This window comes from Streptomyces olivochromogenes, assembly GCF_021538895.1.
In the GTDB taxonomy this organism is placed as follows: Bacteria; Actinomycetota; Actinomycetes; order Streptomycetales; family Streptomycetaceae; genus Streptomyces; species Streptomyces olivochromogenes_A.
The window spans coordinates 1-8,670 of sequence record NZ_JADDRL010000203.1; the positions used below are offsets into that span (position 1 = coordinate 1).

Here is an 8,670-nt window from a genome sequence, read left to right on the forward strand (position 1 = left end):
GCTGCGGGTCGCGGCGGGCGGGCTGCATCGTGAGGCGGCCGCGGCCGCCTCGTTGCTGCGGCTGCTGCCGCCCGAGGACACGGAGGCGGCCGTGCTGCGGGCGCGGGCGCTGGTGCTGGCCGGGCGTCCGGAGGCCGCGCTGCGGGCGTCCGCGTCCGTGCCGCCGACCGCCCAGGACGCGCCGGTGCGGGCGGCGGCGCTGCGCCTGCTGGGCCGTTGGGACCTGGCCGAGCGCAGCCTTCGACACCATCCGCCCGCCCCCACCGCCACGGCCCTGGAATGCGCCGCCCTGTCCCTCGACCGCGGCGAGCCCACCCTCGGCCACGCGGCCCAGCACTGGGCCCAACAGGCCCTCCACTGCGCCCGGGAGGTCGTCCCGGGCGAGCCCGTCACCCACCGCCGGGCGCCCGACCGCGACGAGCAGCCCAGGGGCAGCGCCGCGGAGCAGGCCGACGCGGACGCCTTCGAGCCCGTGACCGACCATGCCGAACACGACGGGCACCGGCAGGTCGCGTACGCCGCCCCCGGTCGGCGGAGCATCGACGCCCCAGCTCCGCCGACCGACCACGTCGGCCATGACCGAGGCCGAGAGTTCCCGAACACCACCCCCGATCCCCTCACCCACCACATCCGGCACGACCGAACCGTGGAGACCCTGGGCGGCACTCCCGACCAGGCCGACGTCGACGCCGACGCCGCCTACGCCCGTTGTCTCCTGGCCGCCGCCTTCGCCGCCGTCGGGCGGTTCGGGGCGGCTCTCGACGCGGCCGACGCCGCGGCGCAGGCGGTGGACGCGCTCGGGGAGGACGTGCTGCTGCGGCGGCTCGACGCGGTGCACCGGCTGGCCGACGCGCTGTTCTACACCGGGCGCAGGCGGGAGGCGGAGCGGCGGCTCGGGGAGGCGCTGGTGTGGGCCCGGGAGTCGGCGCAGGACCATGTGGCGGGCCGGCTGGAACTGGGGCTCGCCCGAGCCCGGCTGGCCGCCGAGGACCTGAGGGCGGCCGGTCAGTGGGCCGAGCGGGCGGCCGAGTCGGCGCGCCGCACGGGCGGGGTGCCGCTGGCCGTGGACGCGGCGCTGTGCCTGTCCCGGATACGGCTGGCGGCGGACGACAGCGCGGCCGCCCTGCACGCGGCGGAGAAGGCGGCGCGGGCGGCGCGCCCGCTGGGCGGGGTGTGGCGGGAGCGGGCGGCCGCCCGGCTGCGGGAGGTGCATCTGGTACGGGAGCACGAGCGGCCCGCGCCCCCGGACGAGCCCGAGCGGACGCCCGCGGCGGACCTGCCGCTGCAGGCGCTGAGCGGGCGCGAGGCCCAGGTGGCGGTGCTGGTCAGCGAGGGCTGTACGAACCAGCAGATCGCGGCCCGGCTCCAGCTGAGCCCGAAGACCGTCGAGACGCATCTCAGCCGCATCTTCAAGAAGCTCGGCATCACCTCGCGGGCCCAGGTGGCCCATTGGGTCGGCCGGGCCGCGGGCCCCGCCCGGGACAGCGGGGGATGACGTCCCGGGGCGGGGCAGCTGCCGACGCGGGCACGCGGTGACAGGGGGGTGTCGGGTGCGACCGCGCCGCACAACCACCCTGCCCGCGCGGACCTGAGCGGCACTAAAGCCCGGCTGGCCCGCGGGCTGGCCCGAGACCCCAACTAATTGCCGTGCAACTTGCTGCCACCGTTCCCGGCTGGCATCCGGCACCGCCGTCTCCGCACCCTGGTGGGCGTGGGCCGTCCACGCTGACGGCCACGGGGACAGCGCGCGCCACGGAATGGGCCCTCCCCTGTGCTCTGCGCGCAGGGAGCGCTCCCATCGCGCCGAGGAGAGACCATGACTGTCGACACGACCAGTACCGCCGTCCAGGGCCTCAAGTACGCCACCCGCCATCTGATCCACTGCCCGACGTCCTGGGAGCACTACCTCCTGGACGCGCCCAGCAGCGGCGAGGAGAACTTCGTCCTGGCCGGCTCGGTGCCCACCGGGCACCCGCTGTTCAACGACGGTCCCGGCCACTTCCACGACGCCCAGTCCGTCACGGAGGAGGTGCGCGAGGTCGGCGAGTTCGTGGGCCACCGGTACTTCGGTGTGCCGCGCGAACGGCCCGGCCTGTTCTACCGGTTCGCGCTCGCCCTGACCGACCTGCGGGCCTGGCGCGTCGCCGACGCGGACCCGCCCCGGATGACGACGCATCTGACCGCGCGGCCCGACCATGTGATCAGCGGCGTGCCCCGGGGGCTGACGTTCGGCGTCGAGGTGCGCATCGACGACGTCCCGTGCTGCACCGGCAGCGCGGGCCTGGTCTTCCTGATGCCGGCGCTGCACCGCAACCACATCGAGCACAGCCGCCGGGCGCTGCGCGCCGCTCCCGAGCTGGACGACGCGCCGGACGGCGCGGGCTGGCCCGTCGACCCGGCCGAGATCGGCCGCCGGGCCCCGGGCAACGTGGTGGTGTGCGAGCCGAGCGTGTCGGCGCAGGGCCGGCTGACGACGTGGATCCTCACCCGCGGTGACAACCCGGCGCTGGCACCGTCCGCGGACGGTCAGGTCTCGGGTCTGCTGCTCCTGGAGGCGCTGCGCCAGACGTCGATCCTCACCGCGGGCCGGGCCTGCGGCGTGGACGCCGACCGGGCCGTGGTGGCCGACTGGGACGTGCACTTCCGCGGCTACGCGCAGGCGGGGCTGCCGCTGCGCTGCGTCGCGGTGCCGGGCCCGCTGGAGCGGGATGCCGAGGGCCGTCCCTCGGTGCCGGTGACGCTGACCGTGACACAGCACCGGCGCGCGGTGGCCGAGGCCCGCACGAGCGTCGTGCAGGATCTGTGACGCGGGTGCCGTGATGAGGTTCCGCATCCTCGGCCCGATGGAGATCGAGGGCAGCGCGGGCTCCGGTGTCTCGTACACACCGCGGGCCGCGAAACTGCGCGTGGTTCTGGGGGCGCTGCTGGTGCGCAGCGGCGAGGTGGTGTCCGTACAGGCGTTGACGGACGAGCTGTGGCAGGACGATCCGCCGCGTACCGCGATCACCACGCTCCAGGTGTACATCTCGCAGCTGCGCAAGCAACTGAACACCGCGGAGGACGGGTTCGGCCGGGAGACCCTGGTGACCCGGCAGCCCGGCTATGTACTGCGCCTGGATCCGGACCAGTTGGATCTGACCCGGTTCGAGGCACTGCACGCGAGCGGCCGACGGGCGCTTGAGGCAGGTGACTTCGCGCAGGCGTCGGCCCTGCAGCGGCAGGCGATCGACCTGTGGCGCGGCCCGCTGCTCTCGGACACCCCGCACGGTCCGACCCTCGACGCGGCGGCGGTCCGGCTGGACGAGGCGAACGTGGCGGCCCTGGAACAACGGATCCGGGCCGACCTGGAGTTGGGTCGTCATCGGGATCTGATCGCCGAGCTGCAGTCGGTGACGACGCGCTATCCGCTGCGCGAGGAGTTCCACGGGCATCTGATGCTGGCGTTGTTCCGGGCGGGCCGGCAGGCGGAGGCGCTGCGCGCGTTCGGGCAGGTACGGGAGACGCTCGTCGAGGAACTGGCGATCGAACCCGGCCCGGCGCTGCAGCGGCTGCACCAGCGGATCCTGGAGGGCGATGCGGGCCTGCTGGTCGAGGAGGCCGCCGCGCCCGCGGCGGTCACGGTGACGGAGAGCCGCGGCCGGCCCGTGGCGCTGCCCGCCGCCGACCCGGCCTTCACCGGCCGCGAGGACGAACTCGCCCGCGTGGTACGACTGTTGGACTCGGCGCCGGCCGGTACGTGCGTCGCCGTGGCCGGTATGCCGGGCGTGGGCAAGACGGCGCTGGCCGTGGAGGCGGCGCACCGGTGCGCGGACGCCTTCCCGGACGGGCGGCTCTTCGTCGACCTGGAGCCGGAGCCGGGCCGTCCGCTCACCCCCGCGCAGGCGCTGACGCGGCTGCTGCGGCGGGCGGGCGAGAGCGGGCCGCTGCCCGAGGCGGTGGAGGACCTGCGCGACGCCCTGCACACCTTCCTGGCGGGCCGGCGGCTGCTGCTCGTCCTGGACCACGCGAGCTCCGAGTCGCAGCTGCGCCCGCTGCTGCCCACGGCCGAGGGCTGCCGGGCGCTGATCACCATCCGCCGCACCCCGGCCTCGCTCGCCGCCGTCCGTACGGTGTCGCTGGCACCCCTGCCACCGGAGGCGGCCCGCGCGCTGCTGACGGCGGTCTCGGGTACGGGGGCCGCCGAGGGCGTGGACGACGTACGGAGGTGCGCCCCGGGCGGCTCGGACGGGGCGGCCCTGCTGGAGGTCGCCGGGCTGTGCGGCCACCTCCCGCTGGCCCTGCGCGGCGCCGCCGCACAGCTCGCCGCGCGCCCGCACTGGACGCCGCGGACCCTCGCCGCCCGGCTGCGGGACGCGCGGGACCGGCTTGACGCCCTGCGGGTGGGCGAACTCGACGTGAAGGACGTCCTGGTGCGCGGGTGCGCGGCGGCGACGGCGGAGCAGCAGCGCGCGTTCCGGCTGCTCGCCCTGCTGCCGGACGCCCCGTTCGGTCTCGGTCCGGCGGCGGCGGTGCTCGGCCTCGGAGCGGACGCGGCCGGCCATGCCGTCGAGGGGCTCGTCGACGCGCGCCTCCTGGAGGCCGACGACGCGGGGCACTACCGCTTCCACCCCTTGCTGCGGCTGCTCGCCGTCGAACTGCTCGCCCGGCACGAGCCGGAGGACTCGGCGCGGGACGCGGCGGGCCGCCTCGCCGAGGCGTACGCGGACACCGTGGCGGGCGCGGGCCCCTCGGCCGCCGCGGACACCGGCCTGGTCACCCTGGTCGGGGTGCTCCGCACGGCGCACGCGCACGGCGCCTGGCAGGCGGCGCTGCGGCTGGCCGACTCGCTGTCCGGCGGCCTGGAGTCGCACGCCGCCTGGCCCCACTGGCGGGCCGCGCACACGCTCGGCCTGGACGCGGCGCGCCGGGCCAGGGACCGGGCGGGCGAGGCGCGGATGCTGCGCTCGCTGGGTGACCTGGCCTGGCAGCAGCGGGAGTTGGCGCGCTGCGAGGAGCTGTACGAGGCGGCGGCGCGGGCCGCGCGCGGCTGTTCGGACGACCATGAGCACGGGCGCGCGCTGGTGGGTCTGGTCGACGTACGGCTCGACGCGGGCGCCTTCGACGAGGCCGGCGCACTCCTCGACACGGCGCTGGGCTCGCTGCCTGACCGGTCCCCGGCCCGCTTCGACGCCCTGCGCGCCGGGGCGCTGCTCGCCCTGGACCTCGGCGACGAGGCGACGGCGACGGCCCGCTTCACGGCCTGCCGCGACCTGGCCACGGCACTGCGCGACCGGCGCCTGGAGGCCTACGCCCGCCGCTGCCTGCGCCGCCTCACGGACACTCCGCACGAGCCGGAGCCGGCGGTCGAGGTACGACCGGGGGTGTGGCGCCTGCGCGAGGCGGCGTGACGCGACGCCGTGGAGAGACCGCGTCCGCGTGCCTTCCGTCTGCCCCGTCACGTCCCGTCGGCCGTCCGGTCCGCGTACGCGGCTCACCCGGCCCAGCCACCGAACGCACCACACCCGCCCCAGGAGCCGCATTCGGACCCGCACCGGCGTGATTAAGCCGCGCTTTGCCCGTTCCGGACACTCTGCTCCCAGTCATCTCAAGGGGGAAGCCATGACCGTCGCACAGCAGGCCCCGAGCAGACCCGGAGTTCGCCCGGCGCCGACGGACAGCGGACGCCCCCTCGCCGGCCGGGACGCCGAACTCATGTTCCTGCGCGGCAGGTTGACCGACTCGGACGCCCGTCTGGTGACGCTCACCGGGCCCGGCGGGGTCGGCAAGAGCGCGCTGGCCGCGGCGTTCGAGCCGGCACCCGGGCAGTTCCGTGGGGTGCGGACGGCGAACCTGGCGCCGGCCGCCTCCGCCGACGAGGCCGCGGCGATCGTGCTGCGGCTGGCGGCCGAGCTGCGCCGCGTCCCGGGGGACGCGGACGCCCTGCTGGTCCTGGACGGCTGCGACCATCACGGCGAGCCGCTCACCACGGTGCTCGGCGAACTCCTCACCCCGGCGGGCCGGTTGACGGCCCTGGCCACCTCCCGCGAGCCGCTGCGCGTCGTGGGCGAGCGGCTGCTGCCGGTGGGCCGGCTGCCGGTGCCGCCGGCGGGCGCCGAGGACCCCGGCGAACTGGCGGACAACGCCTCGGTCGCCCTGTTCACCCGCGCGGCGCGCGACACGGTGCCCGGCTTCGCGCTCACCGAGGAGAACGCGCCCGCCGTCGCCGCCCTGTGCACGCTGCTCGAAGGCCTGCCGCTCGCCCTGGAACTGGCCGCCGGCCGACTGCGGCTGTTCACCCCCCAGGTGCTGCTGGCCCGGCTGCGGCACCGCGGCGGCGCTCTGACGGCGCTGTCCGGCGGCCCCGCGGGCGCGCCCGCCCGGCACCGTTCGCTCGCGGCGCTCGCGGAGTCCGCCGTCACGGGCCTCAGCCGCGGACAGCTGGCGCTGCTCGGCCAACTGGCCGTCTTCGAGCCGGGTTTCGGACTGCCCATGCTCGAACGCGTCTCACCGCTGCCGCGTGCCGACACGGACGTCGTCCTCGACTCGCTGCTCGACCGGAGCCTCGTCGTCGCCCTCGACCAGGAGCAGGGCGAGCCCCGGTTCGCGGTGCCCGAGCCGGTCCGCTCCCACATGGCGGAGGAACTCGCCGCCGACGGCCTGCTGGACGCGGCCCTGGACCGGCACGCCGCCGCCTACCGGCAACTGGTCACCACCGTCGAGCCGCGCCTGACCGGCCCCCGGCAGGGCCAGTGGCTGCGGGTGCTCGCCGCCGAACATCCCAACGTCGTGGCCGCGCTGCGCCGCCTGCACCAGTGCGGTGCCGCCGAGGACGTCGCCACGCTGGTGCTCGCGCTGTGCCGGCCCTGGCTCGTGCAGGGCCATCTGCAGGACGGCGTGGAGTGGTGCGAGACGGTCGCCCGGGACGAGACGCCGGGCGCGGACGCGGCGACGCCCCGGCCAGCGCTGTCCGAGCCGCTGCGCGCCCGCCTCGTCGACCTGTCGGCGACGTTCACGCTGGCGCTCGGCGACGCCGATCTCGCCGTACGCCGTCATCGCCGGGCCCTCGCCCTGTGCAAGCGGCTCGGCGACCGGCGGCAGACGGCGCTGGTGTCGGCGCGGATGGGGCTCGCGCTGCTGCGGTTCGACGATCCGGCGGGCGCGGTCGCGGCGCTCGGCCCGGCGGTGACCGCCCTGGAGTCGCTGGGCGCGGCCGCCGCGGCGGCGGACGCGACGGTCGCGCTGGCCGCGGCGCTGCGCGCGCAGGGCGATGCCCGCAAGGCCCGGGACCTGCTGGAGAAGGGCCTCGACGCGCACCGCAGGGTCGCGGACGCGCGCGGTCTCGCGGCGGCGCTGCGCGAGTGGGCGGCCGCCGCCGGGGAGCGCGACGACACGCAGGGCGCGGCCCGCGCGCTGCGCGAGAGCCTGGAGCTGTACCGCACGCTCGACGAACGCACCGAACTGCCCGGTGCACTGGAGGAGTTGACCCTGCTGCGGCTGCGTACCGACCCGTCGGCGGGCCTGCGGGCGACCCGCACCCTGGCGGCCTGCGCGGCCCTGCGCCGGGTCGTGGGCAGCACCCCGGCCCCGGCCCGCCGGGCCGCCGTCGACGAGACCCTCGACGCACTGCGTTCCCGGCTGCACCCCACCGGCTACCAGGCGGCCTGGGCCGAGGGCACCCGTATGCTCCCCGGCACCGCCCTGGAGGAGGCGCTGGCCGCGCCCGACCCCGACACGCGCCCGGCGGCCCCCACACCCGAGGCGCAGCCGCTCACCCCACGCCAGGTGCAGGTGGCGATGCTGGTGGCCGAGGGGATGACGAACCGCCAGATCGCCTCCCGCCTCGACATTTCGGAGTGGACGGTCGTCAACCACGTGCGCCAGATCATGCGCCGGCTGGGCTGTACGTCACGGCTCCAGGTGGCCTGGTCGGTGGGCCGGTGGACGTGACGGCGGACGCGCCCCGGCTGGGTCCGCTGCCGGCCGGATCGAGCGTTCCGCCGCGGGTCGCGGAGGGCTGGCGCGCGGCCGGGCTGTGGCGGGCCGAGGGCTTCGTGCACGACGTGCTGCGCACCGCCGCCGCGCATCCCGACCGCCCGGCCTTCGTCGGGCACCGTGCCAACCGTCCCGAGGGGCGGCGGACGGTCACCGTGTCGTACGCCCAACTCGCCCTGTACGTCGACCGGTTCGCGGCGGCGCTGCGTTCGCTCGGGGTGGCGGAGGGCGACCCGGTGGCGCTGCACCTGCCCAACTGGTGGGAGGCCGCGGCGCTCACGCTGGCCTGCTGGCGGATCGGTGCCGTGGTGGTGCCGGTGCTGCCCGGGGTGCGGGCGCCCGATCTGGAGCGCATCCTGGCCGCCACGCAGGCGCGGGTGTGCGTGGTGCCGGACCGCTGGGAGGAGTACGGGAACGCCGAGGTGCTGGCCGAGCTCGCGCACCGGTTGCCGTGGCTGCGGCGCCGGGTGGTGGTCGGCGACGCGGGGGCGACGGGCGCGGTGGACTTCGACGCGTACTTCCTGCGCACCGCCCACGAACGCGGGCCGCACGCCCGCGACCTGCCCCTCTCCCTCGCCTCCCCCGACCGGCCCGCACTGCTGCTGACCGTGATGGGCATGGGCGAGGACCACGGCGCGCTCCTGCACACGGGCAACACGCTGTACGCGGGCCTCGCGGCGCAGGGCGGGACGAAGACCA

General features: G+C 76.7%; 5 protein-coding genes. All 5 read left to right on the top strand.

Annotated features, from left to right (window positions below):
* Positions 1–1,495 (top strand): helix-turn-helix domain-containing protein (locus IPZ69_RS45225; protein WP_235460748.1); only part of this gene is annotated, 1,495 nt, incomplete at its 5' end.
* Between the two features lie 321 nt (positions 1,496–1,816).
* Positions 1,817–2,806 carry an AfsA-related hotdog domain-containing protein gene (locus IPZ69_RS45230; protein ID WP_235460749.1) on the top strand — a complete coding sequence of 330 codons (990 nt, stop codon included), beginning with the start codon at positions 1,817–1,819 and terminating at the stop codon, positions 2,804–2,806.
* Positions 2,807–2,819: 13 nt separating this feature from the next.
* Complete coding sequence (locus IPZ69_RS45235; RefSeq protein ID WP_235460750.1) at positions 2,820–5,387, top strand: AfsR/SARP family transcriptional regulator; 2,568 nt, start codon at positions 2,820–2,822, stop codon at positions 5,385–5,387.
* Positions 5,388–5,598: 211 nt separating this feature from the next.
* Entirely contained in the window at positions 5,599–7,926 is a 2,328-nt protein-coding gene (locus IPZ69_RS45240) for an ATP-binding protein (RefSeq protein WP_235460751.1), read from the top strand.
* Positions 7,917–8,670: AMP-binding protein (locus IPZ69_RS45245; RefSeq protein WP_235460752.1), on the top strand; the 754-nt coding region annotated here is incomplete at its 3' end. The genes IPZ69_RS45240 and IPZ69_RS45245, both read left to right, overlap by 10 nt.

Excerpts from the sequence above, each read along its gene's own strand:
- IPZ69_RS45230 (WP_235460749.1), top strand. The coding sequence starts at position 1,817 with ATGACTGTCGACACGACCAGTACCGCCGTCCAGGGCCTCAAGTACGCC.
- IPZ69_RS45235 (WP_235460750.1), top strand. The coding sequence starts at position 2,820 with ATGAGGTTCCGCATCCTCGGCCCGATGGAGATCGAGGGCAGCGCGGGC.
- IPZ69_RS45240 (WP_235460751.1), top strand. The coding sequence starts at position 5,599 with ATGACCGTCGCACAGCAGGCCCCGAGCAGACCCGGAGTTCGCCCGGCG.